Source organism: Micromonospora sp. 050-3 (genome assembly GCF_046549335.1).
In the GTDB taxonomy this organism is placed as follows: Bacteria; Actinomycetota; Actinomycetes; order Mycobacteriales; family Micromonosporaceae; genus Micromonospora; species Micromonospora trifolii.
The window spans coordinates 103,381-127,314 of sequence record NZ_JAJPVX010000001.1 but is presented as its reverse complement, the minus strand read 5'-3'; the positions used below and the strand labels follow the sequence as shown (position 1 = coordinate 127,314).

Here is a 23,934-nt window from a genome sequence, read left to right as displayed (position 1 = left end):
TCGGCTCCGCGAGGCCCCTCCCAGCGACGCGGACAGCTTTACCGCTGCGGTCTTAGAGGCCGAGGGGATGGGCGATATGAGCGACACGGACCTCCGTCGCCGGGTACGAGAGGTCGTCGATCAGCACATGACTCGATGGGTAGGGACGGCCGATCAAGCAGCCGGAGAATAGACCCGGTGAAGATTCGTGGTCACCGCACTAGCTACCGGCGGACGGAGTCGGAGCCGACGAACGCGCGCCACGCGTCTGGCGGAAAGACCAGCACGGGGCCGGTCGGGTCCTTGGAGTCGCGAACGGCCACCAGCCCCGGCAGGTTGCTGGCAACCTCCACGCAGTTGCCGCCGCTGCCGTTGCTGCGAGTGCTCTTGCGCCACAGGGCGCCGGTCAGCTCCATGTCTCCGCCACTTCCGCAATCAGGTCGAGGGACTGCTGCTGCGATAGTGCCTCACCCCGAATCGACTCCCACACCTCGACCATCTGCCTGACGTAATCGGCGCGGTCGATGACCTGCCCGTGGCGCTGCCCGTCCAGGTAGACGACGTCCTCACCGGTGGCGGTGGTGGCGATCACGAAGGGACCATCGAGCCCAGCGTACGCACCGGCCGACAGCGGCACGACCTGGATTCGGACCCGGGGCAGGGCCGAGCCGAGCTTCACCAGGTGACGCAACTGCTCGCGCATCACCTCCGGCCCGCCGACGTGGCGGCGCAGCGCGTACTCGTCGACGACCAGGCTGAGCAGCGGTGGCCGGTCCCGGGTGAGCACGTGCTGCCGGTCGAGCCGGGCGGTCACCTGCTGCTCGACCTCGTCCGCCGCGAAGAGCCCGGCACCGGCCAGGATGGCGCGGGCGTAACCCTCGGTCTGCACCAGGCCCGGCACGTAGAGCGGCTCGAACGAGCGCAGCGCGGTGGTCTCCTGCTCGATGCCGGCCCAGTCGCGGAACCACGGCACGACGGCCTCCCGGCTGATCCGCCGCTGGATGCGTTCGAACCGACCGTCGGCTGAGAACACGGCGTCGCACCGGCGGGCGAAGTCCAGACTTGGCCGGCGCTCGGATGTCTCCACCTTGGCGACAAGCGCCCCGGAATAGCTCAACGCCTCGGCCAGCGCGGCCTGTGACATCCCGTTGGCGGCCCGGGCCAGTCGCAACTCCTCGGCGAAGTGCTCCAGCATGGACGAACTCTCCACGGACAACCCCCGTACATTCCCGTACCGTGCCGGGCCGATTGCCGTACGCGCTGGTCGTCGGCGTGCGGAACCTCCCACCGTAGTCGGGTCCTCACCAGACTGTCACGCAGCGGAACCGCTCACGGGATCCAGACGGCGGGCGGAACCAGGCCGGGAGCGTCCCGTGACCCCCGATCCGGGGCGCTCCCTCCCCACCCACCCGATGGAGGTTCCCTCGTGCCACTCGCCTGGTCGGCTCATCACTGCGGTGGGCACTGATGCCCCGGTACCGCCCACACGTAGCGGCACGCCCATCCTGGCGCTGCCGGGTCTGCGGTGCGGCGTGGCCCTGCTCGCCGGCCCGCCTGGCGCTGCTCGGCGAGTACCGCGAGAACCGGATCGGCCTGCTCATCTACCTCGCGACGTTGCTCTACGAGGCGACCGGGGACCTCGCCGGCCAGGCCGGTCACGACCGACTGACCGACCGTTTCATCACCTGGGCCAGAGCCCGTTGAGCGGTGATCGTTGGCAGCGGGTCAGGCCGGCCGGTACGCGCGGATCAGCGCCTGCACGGCGTAGGCGAGCAGCAGCACTCCCGCGCCGATGCCGACCACCAGCCCGGCGGAGACCGCCGAGGCGAGGCCGGTGACGAGGCCCGCCACCGCCACCAGGCACAGCGCGGCACCGAGGGGGCGAAGCAACGGATCCCGTAGGAGCGGGGCGAGCGGGAAGAAGTGCAGACCGACCACCAGGCAGACCAGCACCGGAACGTACTCGGACCAGTTGGCGGCGACCAGCACGGCGGCACCCAGCCCGGCGGCGGCGAACTCGGCCACGACGATGAGCAGGTACGGGCGGTCGGCGGCCCGGTCCCGGGGGCTGCCGGCACCCCGCAGTCGGGAGGACAGCACACCGCCCAGCACTGCGGTGAGCAGTGCGACGATGCTGCCCACCACGAGCAGGGCACGCAGCGGTTGCTCCGCCGCCGGCACACTGAACCAGACCATCGCGAAGATGCCCAGGTAGAGGGCGGTGAGCCCGGCCTGACGTCGGTTGGCGGTCATCAGATCAGACATGAAACTCCCCCGGGTTACGACAGGCCGCCGTCACCCTACGGTCCTGGCCGGCGCTTGATCGACTCGGGTTTCAGGAAATCGGGTTGTCCGCTCCGCCTATCACCCCGACTTCCAGAAAGCCGAGTGGATCATTCGGGGCAGTCAGTCGACCAGGGTGCGGCCGGTCAGGTGCAGGAAGACGTCCTCCAGGCCGCTGCGCCGGACCAGCACGTTCGCCGGCTGGAGCCCCAACGCGGTGACCTCGGCGACCGCCGCGTCGCCGTCCGGCACGTAGAGCAGGACCCGGTCGGGCAACACCTCGACCCGCTCCCCCAGCCCGTCGAGCTTGCAGGCGTTCGGCTCCTGCGACTCGGCGGCGAAGCGCAACTCGACCACCTCACGGGTCGAGTGCTGCGCGATCAACGCCCGGGGCGAACCCTCCGCGACGATCCGGCCGCCGTCCATCACCACCAGGCGGTCACAGAGCTGCTCGGCCTCGTCCATGTAGTGCGTGGTGAGCACCAACGTGACGCCCTGCTGCTTGAGCCGGAACAGCCGCTCCCACACCAGGTGCCGGGCCTGCGGGTCCAGCCCGGTGGTCGGCTCGTCGAGCAGCACGATCTCCGGATCGTTTACCAGCGCGCGGGCGATGGTCAACCGACGCTTCATTCCACCGGACAGCGGCTCGACCTTGCTGTCGGCCCGCTCGGTGAGCTGGACGAAGTCGAGCAGCTCGGCGGCGCGCTCCCGGGCCGCCCGTCGGGAGATGCCGAAGTAGCGGGCGTAGACGGTCAGGTTTTCCCGGACGGTCAGCTCCGGATCGAGATTGTCCAGTTGGGGGCACACCCCGAGCCGCGCCCGGATCGCCGGCCCGTCGGCCACCGGATCCATGTCGAGGATGCGCAGCTCACCACCGCTGGGTGGGGAGATGCAGCCGATCATCCGCATGGTGGACGACTTGCCCGCACCGTTGGGCCCGAGGAAGCCGAACGCCTCACCCGGGCGCACCTCGACGTCGATGCCGTCCACGGCGGTGAAATCGCCGAACCGCTTCACCAGCCCGCGAGCCTGAATCAGTGGTCGCCCCGGAGTCACCGCCCGACCCTAACCGTCGGGTCCGACAGCCCTCCACGCAAATATCCGCCGGCGACCGGCCGATCACCCCGGTGTCCGTACCACCGGCGGCGAAACGCCGATCGATGCCCCACCCGTCAGCCAATCGACGTGTATCGTCCTTTTGTGTCGCCCATCAGCTCGCCCGATGGTTCGCCGTTACCTGCCCGACCAGCCAACTCTCCCGTTGATGCGCAGGCAGTGAGCCCCGGCGCCGGGCCACCCCGACCACGACCGGAAGCCGACCCGAGCAGGGCCCACCCGAGCAGACCCGAGCCCGACCCGAGCGAGCCCGACTCGAGCGAGCCCAGCGTGGCCGAGCGGGCGACTGGGGACCTGGCCGCCCAGTTCGAGGACGAAAAACCGGGACGGGTGCTCTCCGGGCCGGCGGGGCTGCTCCTCACCGCGGCGGCGCTGGCGGTGGGCGCTCTCGCCCTGTGGCAGGTGTTCCGCCCCCTGTCGCAGGGCAGCAAGTATTACCTGATCATCTTCCTGGCGGGCGTACTCCCGCTGGTCTTCCTCGCCTACCCGGCCGACCTGCGGCTGCCGGCCCGCCTACGCACCCGGCGACGACAGGCGTCGACGCGGCCCACAGTGACCGACTGGGCCCTGGGGGCCCTGGCGGTCGCGGCCTGTCTCTACCCCGTCCTGCCGATTCAGATCGGCAGCGGTGGTGGCGGCTACAACGCGTTCCTCGACCGGCAGGGCCTGCTGGCGCCGACGGATCTGGTGCTGGGCACCGTCCTGCTGCTCCTGCTGCTCGAAGCGTGTCGACGTACCACAGGTTGGATCCTGCCCGCGGTCTGCCTGCTGTTCCTCGGCTACGGCTACTACGGCGGGTTGCTGCCGCAGTCCTGGCCGGTCGCGCACGCCGGGCTCGACTTCAGTCAACTGGTCGACGCGTTCTACAACTCCGACAGCGGCTTCTACGGCACACCACTCGACGTGGCCGCCTCGTACATCGTGCTGTTCACCATCTACGGCGCGGTGCTGGAGCTGTCCGGGGCCGGGCGGTTCTTCGTCGAGCTGTCGGCCGCGGCGTTCCGGCGCTCGCGTACCGCCGCCGGCCGGACGGCGGTGGCCTCGGGTTTCCTGCTCGGCACCGTCTCCGGCTCCGGCGCGGCGACGACAGTGAGCATCGGCGCGGTCACCTGGCCGCTGCTGCGCCGCGCCGGCTACCCGCCGGAGAGGGCCGGCGGCATGCTGGCCGCGGCCGGGGTGGGCGCCATCCTCTCCCCGCCCACCCTGGGTGCGGCGGCGTTCATCATCGCCGAGTACCTGGGCGTCTCGTACCTCCAGGTGCTGGGCTGGGCAACGGTCCCGACGGTGCTCTACTACCTCGGCATCCTGCTGGCTGTGGAGATCGACGCCCGCCGCTCCGGCGTACGCCCCGTGGTGATCGACGTCGGCTCGCCCTGGCGGCTGCTGGCCCGGTTCGGCTATCACTTCGCCTCGCTGATCGCCATCATCGTGTTCCTCGCGGTCGGTGTGTCCGCGACCAGGGCTGTCGTCTTCGCCATCGTGCTCACCGTCGCGTTGTCGTTCCTGGCCCCCAAGAACGAGGACCGCGCGCACCGGCTCACCCCGGGCCGGCTGGTGACAGCGCTCGTCACCGGCGTACGCGGCGTCCTCGCCGTCACCGCTGTCTGCGCCGCCGCCGGCATCATCACGGCGACCACCACGAAGACCGGCCTCGGGCCGCAGGCGGCGGCGCTGCTGATCGGCGGGGCGCAGGCGGCCACCTCGGACCCGACGCTGGTGCTGGTGCTCACCGCGCTGCTCGCCGCCGTCGCGCTCACCCTGCTGGGCCTGGCCGTGCCGGTCACCGCGTCGTTCGTGATCGGTTGGGTGATCGTCGGTCCGGCCCTGCTCGACCTGGGCGTCACCGCGCCGGCGGCGGCGATGTTCGTCTTCTACTTCGCGGTGCTGTCCGAGGTGTCACCACCGACCGCGCTCGCCGCGGTGGCCGCCGCCGCGGTCACCGGCGGCCGGCTGGTGCCGACCATGTGGCAGACCCTGCGGTACGCGCTACCGGCGTACCTCATCCCGATCGCGTTCGTCATCACGCCGGCCGGGCTCGGTCTGCTCGGCATCGGCGGCATCCAGCGGATCGCCTTCGCCGCCGCGGTCACCGCGCTCAGCGTGGCGGTGCTCGCCGTCGCCGCCGGTGGCTGGCTGCCCGGCGTGGGGCCGGCCGGCGCACCGGAACGGGTGCTGGGCGCCCTCGCCGGCGTCACACTGCTCTGGCTCGAACCCGTGCCGGTAGCGGTCGGCGCGGCGCTGGCCGTCGTCGCGGCGGCGGGTGTGTTCATCCGACGCGGCTCCGCCGACCGGTCATCGTCCGGATCACCAGCCAATCCTCTGGAGGAACAACTGTGAGACGAATCGACGTACGGCTCGCGGCGGGCCTGAGCGCGCTCGCCCTCGTCACTGTCGGTGCCGCGGGCTGCGGGGGTCAGCAGGGCGGCGCGGCCACTGACGACGCGGCCAGCGAGGTCACCTGCGAGGTGACCAGGGAGACCCGCGTCGGCATCGCCACCGGCAACGCGACGGGCGTCTACTACGTGGTCGGCAACGCCCTGGCCGGGCAGTTGTCCGGGGCGACCGGCGGCAAGCTCACCGGCACCGCCGCCGAGACCGGCGCCTCGGTGCAGAACGTCGAGCAACTGGTCGGTGGCCAGTACGACGTGGCGTTCTCGCTGTTCGACACGGCGGTCAACGCGGTGCAGGGCAAGGGCAGCTTCACCGCGCCGCAGCCGGTGGAGGCGCTGACCCGCATCTACGACAACTACACCCAGGTGGTGGTCCGCAACGACTCCGGGATCACCTCGGTGGCTGACATGCGGGGCAAGCGGATCTCCACCGGTTCACCGAAGTCCGGCACGGAGGTGATCGCCAACCGACTGTTGGAGGCCGCCGGCCTCGACCCGGCCACTGACATCCGGGCACAGCGACTGGACCTGACCAAGACGGTCGAGGGGATCAAGGACGGCAGCGTCGACGGTTTCTTCTGGTCCGGCGGTCTGCCCACCGGGGGCCTGACCGACCTGTTCACCACCGCCGGCGACTCGGTGAAGTTCGTCGACATCTCGCCGTTGCTGCCGAAGATGACAGCGTTGAGCCCCGCCTACCAGGCCGGGACGATCGGCCGGGACGCGTACCGGACGGCGACCGACACCCCGACCATCGTCGTACCCAACGTGTTGTTGGTCCGCAAGGACCTGGACGCCAACGTCGCCTGCGCGATCACCCGGACGGTCTTCGACAAGCGGGACACACTGGCCCAGGCGAACCCGGCGGCCCGGGGCATCTCGCTGGAGACCGCCCGCAAGACAGACCCGGTGCCGCTGCACCGTGGCGCCGAGAAGGCCCTGAAGGACCTGGGCGCGAACTGACCCGGCCGGTCAGACGTCGGCCGGCGCGGTGGCGGCGCGGGCCACACCGACCAGCCGGTCGGTCTCGGCGAGCAGAGTCTCGTCGTCCGCCGGAGTGCCGGGGTCGAGTCGGACCGTCCAGGTCAGACCGTCGACCCCGGCCACGCGCCGGGCCGCGACCCGCGCCGCGCCGCCGGGCACCGGCTGGTGCTCGGTGTACGCGACCGAACGGGTCACCCGAGCCCGCACCTGGTGCGGCAACTCCCCCGGGTCGAGCAGCAGGTACGTCTCGGCCGGACCGTCGGCGACCACCGTGTAGCCGTCCCGCTCGACGAGCGGCTCGGCGGGGGTGACTGTCAGCTCCCGGCCGGACCAGACCGCCTTGAGGATGGTGTGCCACCCGAGCCGGTGCCCTCGACCGGGCAGCCACAATCCGAGGTTGGTGGCGACCACCACCCCGTCGCCCTCGCCGTTGCCGGCGGCGGCCCAGGCCAACACCCGCTCGTCGGCGGTCAGCGGCGGCCGGTCGGCCGGCGGCAGCTTCGGCTTGCGGCTGAACAGTCCCATCTAGAGGCCTCCCGCAGCCTGCTCGCGCAACGCCCGGGCGTGCTGCTCCAGGGACAGCAGCTCACCGAAGGCGGCGAAGTACTCGTCCTTGTTGTTGACCGGGTTGATCCGCTGGATGCGTGACTTGAGGTCCCGGACCCGGGCGGTCACCGACCCGAACTGCACGCGGGCCATGGTGATCGACACGTAGCGCGGGTCCGGTTCGCCGTCGATCCGCAGTGGTTCGACGGCCAACTCACCGACCAGCGCCGCGGCCGCCAGGTCGTCGCAGGCGTCGCGGACCGACTCGATCCAGACCGCGCCGCCGGCCGCCGACGCGGCACCACCGGCCGCCGCGATGGCCGTACGCACCCCGACGTGCACCGGGTGGCGGTATTCGGTGGCCTCGACCGCGTCGAACATCGGCCCGGCCAGGACCGGTTGCTGGAGGGCGAGCTTGAGCGCCTCCCGCTCGACCATCGACTGCGGGCTGTCCAGTGCCGGCTCGGGGCGGGCCGAGGTTGGCCGGGCGGCGGGGGCCGCGTCGCGGGCACTGGACGGCGGAGTGTTGCTGGCGGCGAGCACCGCCCGCTGCACCGGCTCGATCTCCATGCCGAGGTCCATGGCGAGCTTGCGGACGTACTCCGGGCGCTTCTCCCGGTCCTTGAGTCGCGCGACCAGCGGCGCGGCGTGGCGCATCGCCTCGACCCGGCCGTCGACGGTGTCCAGGTCGAAGCGGCTGATCATGTGTCGCAGCGCGAAGTCGACGAGCGGCTCGCGGCGGGCGACCAGGTCACGCACCGCCAGGTCGCCCTTGGCCAGCCGCAGATCACACGGGTCCATGTTGTCCGGGCTGACCGCGATGAACGTGCGCCCGACGAACCGCTGATCGTCTTCGAAGGCGCGCAGCGCTGCCTTCTGCCCGGCGGCGTCGCCGTCGAAGGTGAAGATGATCTCGCCGGCCACCTCGTCGCTGTCGAACAGGAGCCGACGCAGGACCGAGATGTGGTCAGCGGCGAAGGCGGTGCCGCAGGTCGCCACCGCCGTGGTCACTCCGGCCAGGTGACAGGCCATCACGTCGGTGTAACCCTCGACGATCACCGCCCGACCCTGCTTGGCGATCTCCCGCTTGGCCTGGTCGATGCCGTAGAGCACGTGCGACTTCTTGTAGATCGGCGTCTCGGGGGTGTTCAGGTACTTCGGGCCGTCGTCGTCGTCGAACAGCTTGCGCGCGCCGAAGCCGATCACGTCGCCGGCGAGGTCGCGGATCGGCCAGAGCAGCCGACGGCGGAACCTGTCGATCAGGGTGCCGGAACGGGACTCCCGGGACAGCCCGGCGGTGACCAGCTCCTGGTGGGTGAAGCCCTGCTGGCGCAGGTGCTTGGTGAGCAGGTCCCACCCGTCCGGCGCGAAGCCACAGCCGTAGCGCTCGGCGGCGGCACGGTCGAAGCCCCGGCGCGCCAGGAACTCCCGTGCCGGCCGGGCGCCGGCGGTGCTCAGTTGCGCGCTGTAGAACTCGACGGCGGCGGCGTGCGCGGCGACCAGGCGCTGCCGCTGACCCTGCTGCGGGCGGGGGCGCGGGTTGCCCTTGTCGTCCTCGATGTAGCGCAGTTGGATGCCGGCGCGGCCGGCCAGCCGCTCGACGGACTCCACGAAGCTGAGGTGGTCGGCGTCCATCAGGAACTTGATCGCGTCCCCGCCGGCCCCGCAGCCGAAGCAGTACCAGACGTTGCGGGCCGGGGACACGTTGAACGACGGACTCTTCTCGTCGTGGAACGGGCACAGACCCTTGAGGTTGCCGCCGCCGGCGGACTTCAGGGTGACCGTCTCGGAGATCACATCCCCGATCGAGGTGCGTTCCCGGACCAGTGCGATGTCCTCGTCCCGGATCCGCCCAGCCATGCGCCACCCCCTCGCCGTACATCCTGCCCTGCCGGACCGTCGACACGCCGGCCGGGGGACGCCGGTGTGGCGACGGCCGCTGCCGGCTGGGCGGTTCCGGCCCGCAGGCCGGGTCCGCACGGGGACCATGACCAGATGCGCAGGGTACGGACCGACGTCCCCCGCCTGCCCAAATGGCTTGCCGGTCGGATCGGGCTGAGCGGACAGTCCCCTCCGGCAGACGAGGCCGGACACCGCCACGCCACCTGGTTGGAGCTCTTCCTCGACCTCATCTTCGTGTACGCGCTGGCGGCGGTGGTGGCCCGACTGGGCAACGAACCGGCTCCGTCGCCGAGGGCCGTACTGGCCGTGATCGGGCTCTTCGTGGTGATCCAGTGGGCCTGGTTGGGGCAGGTGTACTACGACACCCGGTTCGATCCGGACGACGCGTTGCACCGACTGCTGGTGCTGGTCGCGTTGGTCGGCGCGGGCGCCATGACCCTCGGGGTCGACGAGGTCCCGGAGAGCGTGCTCCTGCCGGTCGGGTACCTGATCGTGCGGGGTGTGCTGCTCCTTCTGTACCTGCGTGCCCGGCCGACCAGCCCGATGGCCCGGCTGGTGACGACGATCTATCTGATCGGCTTCGGGGCGGGTTGGCTGATCTGGCTGGTGTCGCTGACCACGCCCACCCGGCAGCGCCCGGTGCTCTGGGTGGTCGCGATGGTCATCGAACTGGCCACGCCCTGGGTCGGTGCGCGCTGGCTCAACCGCTGGCCGGTGGACAACCGGCACCTGCCGGAACGGATCGGGCAGTTCACGATCATCGTGCTGGGTAGCGCCCTTGCCAGCCTGCTCTTCGCGGTGCCGGACCACCCCCCGCCCCACATGATCCTCACCGCCGGGTTGGCCTTCCTGATCCCGGCGGCCGTCTGGTGGGTCTACACCACCTTCGTCACCACTCGACTGACCCAGAGCCGGCTACGCGGCGGGCAGGCGTACAGCTACCTGCACATCCCGCTGGGCGGTGCACTGCTGCTGCTCGGCTGGGCGCTCGGGCAGGTGGTGCGGCTGGTCGACGACAACGCGAACCGGCTGCCGCTGGAGCTGCGGCTGCTGCTGGGCGCCTCGATGGTGGTGTGGACGGCCTGCGGGCTCGCCCTGTACTGGCTGTGGACCCGACCGAGCACCGCCCGGTTGGCGATCGCCGCCTACGGGGTGGTCTCGGTCAGCCTCATCACCGCGACGGTGCACCAGCCGAGGCTGATGCTGTCGCTGCTCTCCCTGGCCGTCGTCGGGTACGCCGTCCTGCTCAGTCGGCGCCTCGCCCGGGCCGGCCAGGAGAACACCCCCGAGGGATGAGCGGCGCTCAGGCCGCCGCGGCGGGCTCCGGAATGACTGTCTCCTCGGCCGCCACCTGCTGGTTCCAGTCGGCCTTGGTGGAACGCCAGCCCTCGTCGTCCATGCCGCGCCGCCAGTAGCCGGAGATGGAGAGCTGGTCCAGGGGTACGCCCCGCTCGCCGCGCAGCAATCGGCGCAACTCCCGGACGAAGGCGGCCTCGCCGTGCACGAACGCGTGCACCTGGCCGGCCGGGAACTCCAACGCCCGCACCGCCTCGACCAACGCCTCGCCCACCGGGCGTTCGCCACGATGCAGCCAGGTCAGCTCCACGGCCCCGGGGCTGAGCAGCTTCTGCTCCTCCGCCGGGTCGGCGACCTCCACGAAGACGTGGGCCGGGGCACCCAGCGGGAGGCGCTCCAGCGCGGCGGCGATCGCCGGCAGGGCGCTCTCGTCACCGACCAGCAGGTGCCAGTCCGCGTCCGGGCTCGGGGCGTACGCGCCGCCGGGGCCGACGAAGTGCACCGGATCGCCGGGACGCAGCGCGGCGGCCCACGGGCCGGCCAACCCCTCGTCGCCGTGGTACACCACGTCGACGGTCAGCTCCCCGGACAGCGGATCCCAGCGCCGCACCGTGTACGCGCGGAGCCGGGGCCACTGCTCCCGGGGCAGGTCCCGACGGATCGCGGCGAGGTCCAACGGCTGCGGGTACGCGACCCCCGGCTGCGGGAACACCACCTTGATGTAGTGGTCGGTGAACTCGCCCACCGGCAGGCCAACCAGTTCGTCCCCACCGAGGACGAGCCGGATCAGGTGCGGGGTGGGCCGCTCGGTGCGCAGCACCCGGGCCGAGGTGACGTTCCTGGAGCGTTCCGTCATGCCAGTTAGGTTAGCCTAAGCTGCCTCGTGGTCGGTCGGGGGTGTCCCCTTGCCGACCAGGCGGGTGTGCCAGGTCACCGCCGCCGGGTCGGTGAGCGAGGCGACCTGGTCGATCACCACCCGCAGCCTGGCCCGGTCGTCCGGGGCGGCCTGCCACAGCGGGGCGAAGATCGGGTCGAGCCCTTCCGGGGCGTGCCGGACCAGCGCGGCGACCAACTCCGCCAGCATCGTCCGCTGCCGCTCATAGCGGCCCCGGAAGCCACTGCGACGCATCACGTACCGCAGCGCGATGCCCTTGAGCAGCGCGCACTGCGCCCGTACCAGGCGGGGCACCACCAGGTCGGCGGCGTAACGGCGGTGCGGGCCCGGACCGAAGCGTTCCTCCGTCGCCGCCACCGCCGCGGACACGAACAGCCCGGTCACCCCGCTGGTGGTGGCCTTCAACGCGACCTGCGCGCGATGGCTGCCGTCGTACCCGGCGAACGGGGCGAGCAGCGGACCGGCCAGCAGATCGACGAGTACCTCGGCCAGGTCCGCCGCCGACTCCCCGGAGTAGGCGGCGGCCACGTCGGCGCAGAGCGCGGCCCGCTCGTCGGCGTCGGTGAGCAGCGGGTGCAACGTGACGTAGCCACCATGGATGCCGTCCTCCACGTCGTGCACCGAGTACGCGACGTCGTCGGCCCAGTCCATCACCTGGGCCTCCAGGCAGCGCCGGTCGCCGGGCGCGCCGGCCCGGATCCAGTCGAAGACGGCCGCGTCGTCGGCGTACACCCCGAACTTGCGCTCCCCCGGCCGGCGCGGCCAGGGGTACTTGCCGATCGCGTCCAGCGACGCCCGGGTCAGGTTCAGCCCGGCGGACGAGCCGTCCGCGGCGAGCACCTTCGCCTCCAGGCGGGTCAACACCCGCAGGGTCTGCGCGTTGCCCTCGAAGCCGCCGCACGGTGTGGCGAGCAGGTCCAGCGCAGCCTCGCCGTTGTGCCCGAACGGCGGGTGCCCGAGGTCGTGCGCGAGCCCCGCGACGTCCACCACGTCCGGGTCGCAGCCCAGCCGGGCACCCATCTCCCGGGCGATCTGGGCCACCTCCAACGAGTGGGTCAGCCGCGTACGCAGGAAGTCGTCAGTGCCGGCGGTGTGCACCTGGGTCTTGGTGGCCAGCCGACGAAACGCCGCCGAGTGCAGCACCCGGGCCCGGTCGCGCTCGTACGGCGACCGGCGATGCCCGGTGTCCTTGGGCGGCTCCTCGACCAACCGCGCGTCCGCCGCCCCCGGCTCACTCCTCGCGCTCACGCAACACGCAGAACTCGTTGCCTTCCGGGTCGGCCAGCACCGTCCAGTCGACGTCGCCCTGACCGATGTCGACGTGCCGGGCGCCCATGTCGACCAGGCGCTCGACCTCGGCCTCCCGGCTGGCGGGGCGCAGGTCGAGGTGCAGCCGGTTCTTGCGCTCCTTGCCGTCGGCCACCGGGCCGAAGAACAGGGCGGGCAACTGGTCCGGGGACTGGCGGATCTCCACGCCGCTCGGAGTCTCGGTGACGACCTGATAGCCGAGCGCCTCGGCCCACCAACGGGCCAGTCGGGCCGGATCGCGGGCGTCGACAGTCAGGCTCTCCCAGACACTGGTCATGCAATCACCTCTTCCCGTTCGACGCGGCGCCCAATCGGCCGTGTGCGAGCGAGCCAAGATTACGCCCGCCACCACTGCTCGACCCGCTCACGACGCATCGACGAAGGCCACACAACCACCGATTGGCCCGCAGTTGCCAACCGATCGCCGAGGGTTACGGGCTCGCGGCCGGAAGTCGCCACCGGTAGCCTTCCCAGCGCGGAACGTGACCAGCCGACTGACACGCAGAGCCCGACCGGTGAGGGGTAACGCTCGTGGACGCAGACACGGTGATGGGAACGGAGCTACGCGGGCTGCGCCGACGCCGACCCGACATCGCCGGCACGGTGCTCGCGGGCACCGACGGCCTGCTCATCTCCAGCGACCTGCCCAGCACCGACGCCACCCATCTCGCCGCGCTCGCCGCCGCGAGTTTCGGGCTCGGTCACCGGGTGGCCGACACCGTCCGGCAGGGTGAGTTCCGGGAGTCGGTCGTGTGCACCACCGCCGGCTGCGTGGTCACCTACCCGGCCGGGCGCCGCGCCCTGCTGACCCTGGTCACAGTGTCGACGGCGGGGGACCTGGAGGCGCTGCACGAGGAGGCGCGGGCGGTTGCCCGTCGGGCGGGGTCCTTCCTGGACGTTCGCGGCGCAGGCATCGGCGCGACCTCCGTGCCGGACGCGCACGCCCCGCTGGCCACGCGTACCCCGATGGCGACCCTGCCGGCGCAGTTGCGCCGCTCGTCCCGACCCACCTGGCGTCGCCCGCCGATCTGAGCGCCGGCGGCGGCCGGGTGACCAGCCGCCGCCGACGTGCGTCAGCGGCTGTCCGACCCGCCGGTCTCCACGACCGCCCGTCCGGCTTCCAGCCGGGCCACCGGCACCCGGAACGGCGAGCAGGACACGTAGTCCAGGCCGACCTCGTGGAAGAAGTGCACCGAGTCCGGGTCACCACCGTGCTCACCGCAGATGCCGAGCTTCAGCCCGGGTCGGGCGGCCCGACCCTCCTCGGCGGCGATCCGCACCAGCCGACCGACGCCGTCGCGGTCGATCGACTCGAACGGCGAGATGCCAAAGATGCCCAACTCCAGGTAGCGCCAGAAGAACGCGCCCTCGACGTCGTCGCGGGAGAAGCCCCAGCCCATCTGGGTCAGGTCGTTGGTGCCGAAGGAGAAGAACTCGGCGGCCTCGGCGATCTGCCCGGCGGTCAGCGCCGCCCGGGGTACCTCGATCATGGTGCCGATCAGCACCTCGACGCCGCTGTCCCCGACCACCTCGGCAATGATCTTCTCCGCCTCGGCGCGAACCGTCTCCAGCTCCTGCACCGCCCCGACCAGCGGCACCATGATCTCCGGCTTGGCCACGCCCCCGTTGCGGACGCAACTGACCGCCGCCTCGGCGATGGCCCGGACCTGCATCGCGAACAGGCCGGGGATGACCAGGCCGAGGCGTACGCCCCGCAGCCCCAGCATCGGGTTCTCCTCGTGCATCCGCCGGACGGCGGCGAGCAGCGCCTCCTCCTTGGCCACGTCCTCGCCGCGTTCCTGAGCGACCGCCACGTTCACGGCGAGCTGCTCCAACGGCGGCAGGAATTCGTGCAACGGCGGGTCGATGAGCCGCACGGTGACCGGCAGCCCGTCCATCTCGCGGAAGATCTCCTCGAAGTCGGCCCGCTGCAACGGCAGCAGCGCCGCCAGCGCCGCCTCCCGCTCGCCCGGGGCTCGGGCCAGGATCAGCCGCTCGACCAGCTCCCGCCGGTCACCGAGGAACATGTGCTCGGTGCGGCACAGCCCGATGCCCTCGGCACCGAAGCGCCGGGCCCGGGCCGCGTCCGCGCCGGTGTCGGCGTTCGTCCGGACCGCCAGCCGCCGCTTCCCGTCGGCGTGCGTCATGATCCGGTGTACGGCCCGAACCAGCGCGTTGTCGATGTGCTCGGGGTCGAGGCTGCCCTCGAAGTACTGCACGACCTCGGAGGGCATCACCGGCACCTCGCCGAGGTAGACCTTGCCGGTAGTGCCGTCGATGGACACCACATCGCCCTCGGTGACGGTCTGCCCGGCCACTGTGAACCGCTTCGCCGGCACGTTCACCTCGATCTCGTCGGCGCCGGAGACACAGGTCTTGCCCATGCCCCGGGCCACCACCGCGGCGTGGCTGGTCTTGCCGCCGCGCGAGGTGAGGATGCCCTGCGCGGCGATCATGCCGTTCAGGTCGTCCGGGTTGGTCTCCCGGCGCACCAGGATCACCGACTCCCCCTCGGCGGCCAGCTCGACGGCCCGGGCGGAGGTGAAGACCACAGTGCCGGAGGCCGCGCCCGGCGAGGCGCCGATGCCCTTGGCGACCGGCTGGAACTCGTGGTCGAGCTGGAAGCGCGGGAACATCAGCTGGGCCAGTTGTGCGCCGTTGACCCGGAGCAGCGCCTCGTCCAGGTCGATCAGACCCTCGTCGACGAGTTGCCCGGCGATGACAAACGCGGCGGCGGCGGTGCGCTTGCCGACCCGGGTCTGCAACATCCAGAGCTTTCCGCGTTCGATGGTGAACTCGATGTCGCACAGGTCCTTGTAGTGCTCCTCCAGCCGGGCCATGATGCCGAGCAGTTCGTCGTAGGAGGACTTGTCGAGCTGCTCCAACTCCTGCAATGGCACTGTGTTGCGGATGCCGGCGACCACGTCCTCGCCCTGGGCGTTGGCCAGGTAGTCGCCGTAGATGCCCTGCGCGCCGCTGGCCGGGTCGCGGGTGAACGCGACGCCGGTGCCGGAGTCGGGCCCGAGGTTGCCGAAGACCATTGTCACCACGTTGACCGCGGTGCCGAGGTCGGCCGGGATGCGCTCCTGACGGCGGTAGAGCACCGCGCGCTCGGCGTTCCACGACTCGAAGACCGCCCGGATGGCCAGGTCGAGCTGTTCGCGTGGCTGCTGCGGGAACTCCCGACCGGTGTGCTTCACGAAGATCTTCTTGTACGCGTCGACAAGCCCACGCAGGTCGTCGGCGTCCAGATCCAGGTCGTTGTGGGTGCCCTTGGCGTGCTTGGCCGCGTCGAGCGCGTGCTCGAACTCCTCGCCCGGCACCTCACAGACGGTCTTGCCGAACATCTGGATGAGTCGCCGGTAGGAGTCCCAGGCGAACCTGTCGTTCTGTCCCGCCTGAGCGGAGAGCCCAACCACGCTCTCGTCGTTGAGGCCGACGTTGAGAACGGTCTCCATCATCCCGGGCATGGAGAACTTGGCACCGGAGCGAACGGACACCAGCAGGGGGTCGCGCGGGTCGCCGAGACGCTTGCCCATCTCGCGCTCCAGCTCTTCCAGGTGCGCCTCGATCTGGCCGGCGAGCCCGTCCGGCTCCCGTCCCGTCGCGAGGTACGCCTGGCACGCCTCGGTGGTGATGGTGAAGCCGGGCGGGACGGGCAGGCCCAGGTTGGTCATCTCGGCGAGGTTTGCCCCCTTGCCGCCGAGCAGTTCCTTGAGTTCCTTGTTGCCTTCGGAGAAGTCGTAGACGTACTTGTGATCGACGGTCTCTTGCGCTGCCACCAGAGCCTCCACAACACACGCGCCGGATTGACACTTAACGAAGGTTCAGTTTTCTTCATCCCCGGGACGGACCGCCGGTAATCCCGGGGTCGACATCGATCGGTGCGCGAAGGTTAAGCGAACATCGAGTGACCTGGGACCGTTCGGTGACAATTGGCACAGCCATCACGACTATCCGTGTTCGTACCGGTTTTTGGGAACGCTTCCATGCGCACCATCACGCATCCCGGCCGAGCGTCGTACGCTTGACGCCACGCCAGCCGGTGAACCTCACTTTTGCCATAACCGACGCGAATACACCCCCCGGAGTCGCCACCGTGTCGACCACCTCCTCCCCCGGCCCCACCGCCGTCCCCGCGCCGCTGTCGGCGGGGGAAACGGACGCGGCCACGCTGGCCCGCGCGGCCGAGCAGACCGCTGGCACGCTGCTCGCCCCGGCGGCCCCGCACCGGCTGACCGACGTCGTGCCCGCCCCGCAGCAGGTCCACCCGGACCCGACCGCCGACTGGACGCTGCCGGCCGAAGCGGTCATCGTGGCCAGCGCCGACCCCGCCGCGCTGGCGGTCGCCGAGCAGCTCGCCCAGTTCCTGCGTCCGGCCACCGGCTACCCGCTGCCGGTCACCGACGCCACCACGCCGGAGCCCGCCGGTGGCATCGCGCTGGTGCTCGACGACAGCGCCGACCTCGGTGCGGAGGGCTACCGGCTCGACATCGCCACCGACGGGGTACGCGTCACCGCCGCCACCGCCGCCGGCCTCTTCCACGGCGTGCAGACGCTGCGCCAACTGCTGCCGGCGGCGATCGAGAGCCCCAGCCAGGTCACCGAACGCTGGACGCTGCCCGGCGGGACCATCACCGACGCACCCCGGTTCCCCTACCGGGGCGCGATGCTCGACGTCGCGCGGCACTTCTTCGCCGTGGAGGACGTGTTGCGGGTGGTCGACCACCTGGCCCGCTACAAGCTCAACCACCTGCACCTGCACCTCACCGACGACCAGGGCTGGCGGATCACCGTCGACTCCTGGCCGAAGCTGACCACCGTCGGCGGGACGACCGAGGTCGACGGCGGCCCCGGCGGGCACTACACGAAGGCCGACTACCAGCGGATCGTCTCCTACGCGGCCGCCCGCCACATCACCGTCGTCCCGGAGATCGACCTCCCCGGGCACACCAACTCGGCGCTGGTCGCGTACCCGGAGCTGGCACCGGACAAGATCGCACCGCCGCCGTACACCGGCACCGAGGTCGGCTTCAGCTACGTCGACCCGGCCGACGAGCGGACGTACGACTTCGTCGCCGACGTGTTGGGCGAGGTGGCCGCGCTCACCCCCGGCCCGTGGCTGCACATCGGCGGCGACGAGGCGTTCAAGGTGAAGGGCGAGGTTTACACCGGTTTTGTCGAGCGGGTCCAGCGCATCGTGGCCGACCTCGGCAAGACCGTCGTCGGCTGGCACCAGCTCGCACCCGCCGCCCACCTCGACGGGCGGGTCCTCCAGTGGTGGGGCACGAACGGCGAGGACCCCACCACCGTCGACGCCGTACGCCGTGGCGCCCGGCTGATCGTCTCCCCCGGCAACCACGCCTACCTGGACATGAAGTACGCCCCGGACACCCCGATCGGGCACGACTGGGCCGGCCTCATCGACGTACGAAAGGCCTACGACTGGGATCCGGGTACGCACGTCGCCGGCGTACCCGCCGAGGCGGTGCTCGGTGTGGAGGCCCCGCTCTGGACCGAATCGGTCACCTCGCTGGCCGACATCGAACTCCTGCTCCTGCCCCGCCTCCCGGCCATCGCCGAGTTGGGCTGGTCACCCCGGGCAAGCCACGACTGGGCCGGCTTCCGCGACCGCCTGGCCGGCCAGGGCCCGCGCTGGACGACGGCCGGAATCACCTTCCACCGCGCGCCCGAGATCCCCTGGCCGACCGCACCGACCATCCCGGCACAGCGCAACGTGCCCCAAACCGACACCGCCACGCCCTGATCCCCGGCTCGGCTGCCCGGCCGGCCCGGCGCTCAGCCGACCGTTCACGCTGACCGTCCTCGCTCGCCGCTTGATGGGCCGGTCGCGCCCCGCCCCGCCTCGGTCCGGGGCGGTCCGGGGCGGTCCGGGGCGGTCCGCGGCGCTCAAACGGCGCAGAGCGGCATGATCCACTCGGCTTTCATGAAGGCGGGGCATCCCCGGCGTCCAGACCCCGCGACTTCCGTGAAACCGAGTCGATCACGCCATCTCGTCCCGCGTGTCCGTTTCTCCGGCCCGCGCGGCGTGGGTGGGTTGTCCGGTTTGGCATGGGGTGTCGGGTGGTCGGGGCCACCCCGGCGGCGGAATCGTGGGCCGGGCCGGGTCGTTATACCTGGCAGACCACCGCAACAGCCCGGGTCATGGTGCGCCGGCCCCGCCGGGAACGCCGCCAGACCCTCCGACCGGAGACAGCCGCCGGGAACATCCGCCAGGCCGCCCCGGTTACATCCCCCGCACGGCCGAGCACCACAACGGCCCACCACCCGCACGGCCGAGCACCCCAAACGGCCGACGGGCAGGCGGAATGATCCGCCACCGGCACCCGTTACACCCTGTCCCGACGCCGACCCCCTACGCGGGTCACCGGGCAGAACCCTCGAACTTCCCCCGCACGACCACACCCCCCTGAGGTGGTGCGGGTTCCCCCGATGCAGAGGAGCACGCCATCATGCGTACCGATCTGATCCGTAAGACCGCCCTCACCGCCGCCGGCCTCGCCTTCACCGGAGGCGCCATCGCCGGCCCCGTCACCACCGCCTTCGCCGCGCCGAGCACCGCCAAGCCGGCCACGCAGACCCAGTCGGATCGTAAGGGTCACGGTGAGCGGGAGCTGGGTGTGCGCTACGAGGCACAGCCGAACTTCTACTACTGCGGCCCCGCCGCCACCCGCAACGCCCTGTCTGTGCAGGGCAAGAACATCAACGTTGATGACATGGCCAAGGAGATGGGCACCACCGAAGCCGGCACCAACTCCATCAACGACATCACCCCCGTGCTGAACAAGGAAACCGGCAAGACCAACGCGTACCGGTCGGTCGAGATCAGCAGCCCCGACGCTGACGCCAAGCAGACCGACACGCTGCGCGCCGACATCGTCAAGACCGTCGACGACGGCCGGGCCGTGGTCGCCAACATCGCCGGCACCAGCACCGACACCGACGGTGCCACCCACTCCTACGAGGGCGGGCACTACATCAGCGTCGTCGGCTACCGCGACAACGGCAACACCGTGAAGATCGCCGACTCCGCCGACCCGAACACCGCCGCTTACTGGATCAGCGTCGAGCACCTCGCGGACTGGATCGCCACCCGCGGCTACGCCACCAGCTGACCCCGCACCACATGACCGAAGGGCCGGACCCCACCACGGGGCCCGGCCCTTTGGCATGACTGGGTCATTCTCCGCCCGCCCTCGGCAGGCTTGACCGACGTCGAGGGTCAACCGAGCTGACGACGCCACCCACCCCCGGCAAGCCACCCACCGGACCGAACCACCCGACCACAGCGGGCAACCCCACGGGCTGGCTCACGGGTCCTTTCGAGCTGATGTCGTAGACGAATCAGGGCATGGCCGACCGAGCCGAGCTGGTGATTCGTTCACGACATCAGCTCGACAGGGCGCCGAACTCGTCTGCCCAGCCTCGGCGCGGAGTGTCGAGTGCCCAGCCCCGGCGCGGAGTCGAGGAAAGAACCGAGCGCCACGACCCGAGGGCTCGCGAATGACCGGCGCGCCGGCACGGACCCTGCTGCGTGCCCTCGTTCCGGGGGGCGGTCGCGGGGCGTCTCTCGCCCGACCGGCCAGGGGCTCAGCCGCCGGAGTCGTCCATCTCGGCGCCCTCGGGGACCGTGTCGTCGTCCCGGCTGGCCAGCCAGCCTTCCGGCAGGGCGACCTTGCCGGGCGAGTTGGTACGCCCGCGCGGCTGGCCCAGGGCGGTCACCGGGAACGGCTCCGCCGGGTCGAGCTTGCCGAGCAGGTCGTCGAGCTGGGCCAGGCTCTCGATCATCGCCAGCGAGCGGCGCAGTTCGCCGCCGACCGGGAAGCCCTTGAGGTACCAGGCGACGTGCTTACGGAAGTCGGTGCAGCCGTCCCGTTCACCTCGGGCCGGGTTGCGGGCGCCGGCCGTGAACTGGTCGACCAGCAGCTCGGCGTGCCGGCGCATGGTCACCGCCACCTCGCCGAGGGTGGGCAGCCGCCGCTCCGGCCGACCGTTGAAGGCGGCCTCCAGGTCGGCGAACAGCCATGGCCGGCCCAGGCAACCGCGCCCGATGACCACGCCGTCAACGCCGGTGTGGGCCACCATGCGCAGCGCGTCGTCGGCCTCCCAGATGTCGCCGTTGCCGAGCACCGGCACGTCGAGGGCCTGCTTCAGGGTGGCGATAGCGTCCCAGTCGGCGGTGCCCGAGTAGCGCTGCGACGCCGTCCGCCCGTGCAGGGCCACCGCGGCCACGCCGGCTTCCTGGGCGGCGAGCCCGGCTTCGACGTACGTCAGGTGGTCGTCGTCGATGCCCTTGCGCATCTTGACAGTGACCGGCACGCCGGACGGTGCCGCGGCGGCCACCGCGGCCCGCACGAGCCGCGCGAAGAGCCGGCGCCGCCACGGTAGCGCCGCGCCGCCGCCACGCCGGGTGACCTTGGGGACCGGGCAGCCGAAGTTGAGGTCGATGTGATCGGCCAGGTTGCGCTCGACGACAATCCGCACGGCGGCGGCGGTGATCTCCGGATCGGTGCCGTAGAGCTGGAGACTGCGCGGCTTCTCGTCGTCGCCGAACGCGATCATGCGCAGCGTCTTCGGGTTGCGCTCGACCAGCGCCCGAGTGGTGATCATCTCGCAGACGTAGATGCCGCCGCCCTGCTCCCGGCAGAGCCGACGGAACCCGACGTTGGTGATCCCGGCCATCGGCGCGAGCACGACCGGGGGCCACACCTGGTGGCCACCGAGGGTCAACGGGCGTCCGGCCGCCACCGCCACATCACTCACCCTGCAAGTATACGGAGGGGTTCCTCCCCCTATGCCTGCCGGAGGGCGAGCGCTCGGGTCGACGCCCTGACCGAACCGACCGGGCCCTTACCGGGCCACTCGTCGGGCGGTGCTGAATCCCGTCCCGCTCCGCCCCGTGCAGGTCTGGAGCACGAGGTCGTATCGGCTCATCCAGTGGGGCAGCGCGCCGCCCTTGCGCGGCTGCCACCGGTGCCCGACCACCTGGTAGGTGCCCGCGCACGGCCCTGACACGACCCGCACCAGCCTCCCCGTCGGGAGGTCGTCCAGCCATGCCCAACCCATGGTGTCGTGCCCCGCTAGGAGACACGTCGGCGAGGTCGTCCAGGTGACCAGCGCTCCCCGGTCGATCGTGCTCTGCGAGTGGATCGCCGTGACAGGGGAAAGACGTGTCACGGGGGCCGCCGGGACCGCCGGGGATGCCGGGGGTGCCGGGACCGCCGGGGATGCCGGGACCGCCGGGGATGCCGGCACCGCCGGGGATGCCGGCACCGCCGGGGATGCCGGCACCGCCGGGGATGCCGGCACCGCCGGGGCCGCACCCCGCGCGGAAGCGCTACGGGATGCGACCGCTGGCTCGATCCTCGACTGAGCGGCCTCGATCATCCCTCCGACGGACGACTCGGGCGGCGTGGCCGTGGCGACCGCACCGGCCGATCCGCGCGACACTGATGACGCGCTCGGCGACGGCGTGGTGTGGGCGGCAGCCTCGGCCGAGGGAGCTTGGGCGGCAATGCGGTGGCCTGTGGAACCCGAGAGCGCCGACAGTCCCGCGACAACCGACGCAGCCACCAACAAGCGGAGGACGGAAATCCGCTTCGCCATGTCGTCCCCACCTTCTTCCGATTCAGACCAAGATATCGAAAGATGGCATTGAATTAATTTCATCGGCCCGCGAACCGCCAGCGGTTTGTCTCGCGTCCCGCCCCTCGGCGCGCGTCAGCAGCCGGGGAGGCGCTCGATCAGGTAGCGCTCGACCTGGTCCAGGGAAACGCGCTCCTGGGCCATGGTGTCCCGGTTGCGCACCGTCACCGCGTTGTCGTCCAGGGTGTCGAAGTCGACAGTCACACAGAACGGGGTGCCGATCTCGTCCTGCCGGCGGTAGCGACGCCCGATCGCCTGCGAGTCGTCGAACTCCACCACCCAGCGCTTGCGCAGCAGCGTTGCGAGGTCCTTGGCCTTGGGCGACAGCGCCTCGTTGCGGGACAACGGCAGCACCGCCACCTTGACCGGGGCGAGCCTCGGGTCGAACCGCATCACTGTGCGCTTGTCCACGCCGCCCTTGGTGTTGGGCGCCTCGTCCTCGTCGTACGCCTCCAGCAGGAAGGCGAGCACCGCACGGGTCAGACCCGCGGCCGGCTCGATGACGTACGGCATCCAGCGCTCACTCTTGCCCTGGTCGAAGTACGACAGGTCGACTCCGGAGTGCTTGCTGTGCGTGGAGAGGTCGAAGTCCGTGCGGTTGGCGACACCCTCCAGCTCGGCGAACTCGGTGCCACCGAACTGGAAGCGGTACTCGATGTCCACCGTCCGCTTCGAGTAGTGCGACAGCTTCTCCTGGGGGTGCTCGAACAGGCGCAGATTGTCCGCCGAGAGGCCGAGGTCGAGGTACCAGTTCCAGCGCTCCTGGAGCCAGTACTCGTGCCACTGCTCGTCGGTGCCCGGCTCGACGAAGAACTCCATCTCCATCTGCTCGAACTCGCGGGTCCGGAAGATGAAGTTGCCCGGGGTGATCTCGTTACGGAACGACTTGCCGGTCTGCGCGATGCCGAACGGGGGCTTCTTGCGGGCGACCGTCTCGACGTTCTTGTAGTTGACGAAGATGCCCTGCGCGGTCTCCGGGCGCAGGTAGTGCAGCCCCTCGTCGCTCTCCACCGGGCCCAGGTAGGTCTTCATCAGGCCGTTGAACATCTTCGGCTCGGTGAAGGTGCCCTTGTTGCCGCAGTTGGGGCAGTTCAGCTCGGCCAGTGAGGTGAGCGGCTTGCCGTGCTTCTCGGCGTACGCCTCTTCCAGGTGGTCTGCCCGGAACCGCTTGTGACAGAACTGGCACTCGGTGAGCGGGTCGACGAACTCGGCGATGTGGCCGGACGCCTCCCACACCTTGCGGGACAGGATCACCGCGGAGTCCAGGCCGACGACGTCGTCGCGCTGCTGGACCATTGTCTTCCACCACTGCCGGCGGACGTTCTCCTTGAGTTCCACGCCGAGCGGGCCGTAGTCCCACGCCGATCGGGTGCCTCCGTAGATCTCACTGGAGGGGAAGACGAAGCCCCGGCGCTTGGCGAGGCTGACGACGGCATCGATACGGTCGGCTGGCATGTTTCCTCCTACGCCGGCTGGCGGTCGGCGGGGGCGAGATGTGGATGGAACGGTCGGTTCGGGACAACGGTACGACCACCGTCCCCCCGAGCCCAGCAGAATACCGGGGACGGG

General features: G+C 71.0%; 19 protein-coding genes. 7 read left to right on the top strand and 12 right to left on the bottom strand.

The window, feature by feature from the left end:
• Nucleotides 1-203: 203 nt before the first annotated feature.
• Together ACLJOK_RS00630 and ACLJOK_RS00625 are read right to left on the bottom strand one after the other, a co-directional pair.
• Nucleotides 204-395, bottom strand: coding sequence for a DUF397 domain-containing protein (locus tag ACLJOK_RS00630; RefSeq protein ID WP_410815457.1), 192 nt, complete (start codon nucleotides 393-395; stop codon nucleotides 204-206).
• Nucleotides 386-1,174, bottom strand: coding sequence for a helix-turn-helix domain-containing protein (locus ACLJOK_RS00625; RefSeq protein WP_410815455.1), 789 nt, complete (start codon nucleotides 1,172-1,174; stop codon nucleotides 386-388). The genes ACLJOK_RS00630 and ACLJOK_RS00625 overlap by 10 nt, the downstream gene beginning before the upstream one ends.
• Nucleotides 1,175-1,446: 272 nt before the next feature.
• Here ACLJOK_RS00625 and ACLJOK_RS00620 point away from each other — a divergent pair, with 272 nt between their 5' ends.
• Nucleotides 1,447-1,683 (top strand): flavin reductase, encoded by a 237-nt coding sequence (locus ACLJOK_RS00620; RefSeq protein ID WP_410815454.1) that lies wholly within the window; start codon nucleotides 1,447-1,449, stop codon nucleotides 1,681-1,683.
• A gap of 21 nt (nucleotides 1,684-1,704) precedes the next feature.
• On the opposite strand, the gene ACLJOK_RS00615 is transcribed toward ACLJOK_RS00620, so the two are convergent.
• The gene (locus ACLJOK_RS00615) at nucleotides 1,705-2,244 is read right to left on the bottom strand and encodes a hypothetical protein (RefSeq protein WP_410815453.1); all 540 of its coding nucleotides are present in this window, start codon (nucleotides 2,242-2,244) and stop codon (nucleotides 1,705-1,707) included.
• 141 nt (nucleotides 2,245-2,385) lie between these two features.
• Entirely contained in the window at nucleotides 2,386-3,318 is a 933-nt protein-coding gene (locus ACLJOK_RS00610) for an ABC transporter ATP-binding protein (RefSeq protein ID WP_410815452.1), read from the bottom strand.
• A gap of 330 nt (nucleotides 3,319-3,648) precedes the next feature.
• Between ACLJOK_RS00610 and ACLJOK_RS00605 the strand changes: the two genes are divergently transcribed.
• The gene (locus tag ACLJOK_RS00605; RefSeq protein ID WP_410815451.1) at nucleotides 3,649-5,715 is read left to right on the top strand and encodes a TRAP transporter permease; all 2,067 of its coding nucleotides are present in this window, start codon (nucleotides 3,649-3,651) and stop codon (nucleotides 5,713-5,715) included.
• Entirely contained in the window at nucleotides 5,712-6,731 is a 1,020-nt protein-coding gene (locus ACLJOK_RS00600; protein ID WP_410815450.1) for a TAXI family TRAP transporter solute-binding subunit, read from the top strand. The genes ACLJOK_RS00605 and ACLJOK_RS00600 overlap by 4 nt, the downstream gene beginning before the upstream one ends.
• A gap of 9 nt (nucleotides 6,732-6,740) precedes the next feature.
• Here ACLJOK_RS00600 and ACLJOK_RS00595 read toward each other — a convergent pair whose 3' ends face one another.
• A complete protein-coding gene (locus tag ACLJOK_RS00595) occupies nucleotides 6,741-7,277 on the bottom strand; it encodes a hypothetical protein (RefSeq protein ID WP_410815449.1) in 537 nt (178 codons plus the stop codon).
• Nucleotides 7,278-9,158, bottom strand: a complete 1,881-nt coding sequence (gene dnaG, locus ACLJOK_RS00590; protein WP_410815448.1) for a DNA primase — start codon at nucleotides 9,156-9,158, stop codon at nucleotides 7,278-7,280.
• A gap of 135 nt (nucleotides 9,159-9,293) precedes the next feature.
• On the opposite strand from dnaG, the gene ACLJOK_RS00585 reads away from it, so the two are divergent.
• Nucleotides 9,294-10,496 carry a low temperature requirement protein A gene (locus ACLJOK_RS00585; RefSeq protein ID WP_410815446.1) on the top strand — a complete coding sequence of 401 codons (1,203 nt, stop codon included), beginning with the start codon at nucleotides 9,294-9,296 and terminating at the stop codon, nucleotides 10,494-10,496.
• 7 nt (nucleotides 10,497-10,503) lie between these two features.
• On the opposite strand, the gene ACLJOK_RS00580 is transcribed toward ACLJOK_RS00585, so the two are convergent.
• Genes ACLJOK_RS00580 through ACLJOK_RS00570 form a run of 3 tightly spaced genes read right to left on the bottom strand, consistent with a single transcriptional unit; the run spans nucleotide 10,504 to nucleotide 12,976 of the window.
• Nucleotides 10,504-11,352 (bottom strand): siderophore-interacting protein, encoded by an 849-nt coding sequence (locus ACLJOK_RS00580; protein ID WP_410815444.1) that lies wholly within the window; start codon nucleotides 11,350-11,352, stop codon nucleotides 10,504-10,506.
• Nucleotides 11,353-11,367: 15 nt separating this feature from the next.
• On the bottom strand, nucleotides 11,368-12,639 hold the full coding sequence (locus ACLJOK_RS00575; RefSeq protein ID WP_410815442.1) for a deoxyguanosinetriphosphate triphosphohydrolase: 1,272 nt from the start codon (nucleotides 12,637-12,639) through the stop codon (nucleotides 11,368-11,370).
• Nucleotides 12,623-12,976 (bottom strand): VOC family protein, encoded by a 354-nt coding sequence (locus ACLJOK_RS00570; protein ID WP_410815441.1) that lies wholly within the window; start codon nucleotides 12,974-12,976, stop codon nucleotides 12,623-12,625. The genes ACLJOK_RS00575 and ACLJOK_RS00570 overlap by 17 nt, the downstream gene beginning before the upstream one ends.
• A gap of 254 nt (nucleotides 12,977-13,230) precedes the next feature.
• Between ACLJOK_RS00570 and ACLJOK_RS00565 the strand changes: the two genes are divergently transcribed.
• The gene (locus ACLJOK_RS00565) at nucleotides 13,231-13,731 is read left to right on the top strand and encodes a roadblock/LC7 domain-containing protein (RefSeq protein WP_410815440.1); all 501 of its coding nucleotides are present in this window, start codon (nucleotides 13,231-13,233) and stop codon (nucleotides 13,729-13,731) included.
• 41 nt (nucleotides 13,732-13,772) lie between these two features.
• Here the strand turns inward: ACLJOK_RS00565 and ppdK are convergent, their stop codons facing one another.
• Nucleotides 13,773-16,481, bottom strand: a complete 2,709-nt coding sequence (gene ppdK / locus ACLJOK_RS00560) for a pyruvate, phosphate dikinase (RefSeq protein WP_410815438.1) — start codon at nucleotides 16,479-16,481, stop codon at nucleotides 13,773-13,775.
• Between the two features lie 281 nt (nucleotides 16,482-16,762).
• Here ppdK and ACLJOK_RS00555 point away from each other — a divergent pair, with 281 nt between their 5' ends.
• Both ACLJOK_RS00555 and ACLJOK_RS00550 read left to right on the top strand, forming a co-directional pair.
• Nucleotides 16,763-18,466: a beta-N-acetylhexosaminidase gene (locus ACLJOK_RS00555; RefSeq protein ID WP_410819184.1), complete on the top strand. Its 1,704-nt coding sequence runs from the start codon at nucleotides 16,763-16,765 to the stop codon at nucleotides 18,464-18,466.
• 706 nt (nucleotides 18,467-19,172) lie between these two features.
• Nucleotides 19,173-19,835: a C39 family peptidase gene (locus tag ACLJOK_RS00550; protein WP_410815437.1), complete on the top strand. Its 663-nt coding sequence runs from the start codon at nucleotides 19,173-19,175 to the stop codon at nucleotides 19,833-19,835.
• A 475-nt stretch (nucleotides 19,836-20,310) separates the two neighbouring features.
• Here the strand turns inward: ACLJOK_RS00550 and dusB are convergent, their stop codons facing one another.
• Nucleotides 20,311-21,483, bottom strand: a complete 1,173-nt coding sequence (gene dusB / locus ACLJOK_RS00545) for a tRNA dihydrouridine synthase DusB (RefSeq protein WP_410815436.1) — start codon at nucleotides 21,481-21,483, stop codon at nucleotides 20,311-20,313.
• Between the two features lie 957 nt (nucleotides 21,484-22,440).
• Nucleotides 22,441-23,820 carry a glycine--tRNA ligase gene (locus ACLJOK_RS00540; RefSeq protein WP_410815434.1) on the bottom strand — a complete coding sequence of 460 codons (1,380 nt, stop codon included), beginning with the start codon at nucleotides 23,818-23,820 and terminating at the stop codon, nucleotides 22,441-22,443.
• Between the last annotated feature and the right edge of the window lie 114 nt (nucleotides 23,821-23,934).

What these genes read in the sequence shown, in the direction of transcription:
- ACLJOK_RS00580 (WP_410815444.1), bottom strand. Translation starts at nt 11,352, where the DNA reads ATGACGGAACGCTCCAGGAACGTCACCTCGGCCCGGGTGCTGCGCACC.
- ACLJOK_RS00625 (WP_410815455.1), bottom strand. Translation starts at nt 1,174, where the DNA reads ATGCTGGAGCACTTCGCCGAGGAGTTGCGACTGGCCCGGGCCGCCAAC.
- ACLJOK_RS00585 (WP_410815446.1), top strand. Translation starts at nt 9,294, where the DNA reads ATGCGCAGGGTACGGACCGACGTCCCCCGCCTGCCCAAATGGCTTGCC.
- ACLJOK_RS00570 (WP_410815441.1), bottom strand. Translation starts at nt 12,976, where the DNA reads ATGACCAGTGTCTGGGAGAGCCTGACTGTCGACGCCCGCGATCCGGCC.
- ACLJOK_RS00620 (WP_410815454.1), top strand. Translation starts at nt 1,447, where the DNA reads ATGCCCCGGTACCGCCCACACGTAGCGGCACGCCCATCCTGGCGCTGC.
- dnaG (WP_410815448.1), bottom strand. Translation starts at nt 9,158, where the DNA reads ATGGCTGGGCGGATCCGGGACGAGGACATCGCACTGGTCCGGGAACGC.
- ACLJOK_RS00630 (WP_410815457.1), bottom strand. Translation starts at nt 395, where the DNA reads ATGGAGCTGACCGGCGCCCTGTGGCGCAAGAGCACTCGCAGCAACGGC.
- ACLJOK_RS00550 (WP_410815437.1), top strand. Translation starts at nt 19,173, where the DNA reads ATGCGTACCGATCTGATCCGTAAGACCGCCCTCACCGCCGCCGGCCTC.
- ACLJOK_RS00615 (WP_410815453.1), bottom strand. Translation starts at nt 2,244, where the DNA reads ATGTCTGATCTGATGACCGCCAACCGACGTCAGGCCGGGCTCACCGCC.
- ACLJOK_RS00595 (WP_410815449.1), bottom strand. Translation starts at nt 7,277, where the DNA reads ATGGGACTGTTCAGCCGCAAGCCGAAGCTGCCGCCGGCCGACCGGCCG.
- ACLJOK_RS00540 (WP_410815434.1), bottom strand. Translation starts at nt 23,820, where the DNA reads ATGCCAGCCGACCGTATCGATGCCGTCGTCAGCCTCGCCAAGCGCCGG.